Origin of the sequence: Psychroserpens mesophilus (assembly GCF_000826645.1) — a bacterium.
In the GTDB taxonomy this organism is placed as follows: domain Bacteria; phylum Bacteroidota; class Bacteroidia; order Flavobacteriales; family Flavobacteriaceae; genus Psychroserpens; species Psychroserpens mesophilus.
Window position 1 is genome coordinate 1 of the sequence record NZ_JXJP01000040.1, and the last position, 964, is coordinate 964.

Sequence of the window (964 nt, forward strand, 5' to 3'; positions counted from 1 at the left end):
AACGTGTTCGTGTGATGATTAGTTACGGAAAAGGGCGTTAGTCGTTTTCCGATTAGTGACTAAAGTTAATTAATTTCAAGGATTTTCCGCTAGGTAAATCGGCAGTAATTAATTATACACGTTGTTGTGCTTAGTACTTTTATAATTTGTCAATATCAAACTCACTATTCAGTTTGTTTTGCTTTTCAGTCAATTTATTTAATTCCAATTGGCTGTTTATAAAGTCAGATATTTTAATAATTCTTTCGTGCATATCTGTTGCGCTAAATTCAGTTAATCTTCTTTCGTAATGTGAAAAATCATTTCCAATTTTGAAAGTATTATTAATGACATTCGCCAAAGACTTTAAATTTTCCAGTTCTGTTCTTATTTCCTTAAAACTTTCTGTGTCTTTAATCAAAAGCTGGTCGTCTTTAATTTCATAGAAGTGTCTAACAATTTGTCCAATCGTTTTTTTATTTAGAACGTTCTCATAAGTTTTTGGAAATTGATTTTTGAGAAAATCTTTTACAATAATTTCAAGTGCTTTTCTGAAAATCATTCCAGAACTTTCTTTAAATCCAATGTGATTTATAATTGTTGCTTCTCTGAAAATATCATAGAATTTAGGACTAATTTCAACTATGTTTTTCTTCTGATTTTGCTCAAATGGATTATCTCTTTTTACGGATTCAATCCATTTTCTCACGTGATATTTAAAATTATTCCATTCCTTGTTTTCGTAGAATTTTCCGTCACCATTTGAAGTCGTATAATCAATACGATAACCTTCATTATGTTTGACTAAAATTGATTGAATGTATTGATTTCCATTGAAGTCTAAATCAATTGCGTTGGACTCAGTATCCACTACGAAAGACATTGGAATATTCAGACTTGCTATAATTTGTTTTAGCTCTAATTGTTCTCTTTGATTAAATATTCTTCCTCTTTGTCGCAATTTTTTTTAGTATTAAGCACAACG

1 protein-coding gene is annotated in these 964 nt (G+C 29.3%); it reads right to left on the bottom strand.

Translation table 11 applies throughout. From position 1 onward, the window contains the following. Positions 1-139: 139 nt before the first annotated feature. Entirely contained in the window at positions 140-940 is an 801-nt protein-coding gene (locus TD18_RS16265) for a hypothetical protein (RefSeq protein WP_040254789.1), read from the bottom strand. Positions 941-964: the final 24 nt, after the last annotated feature.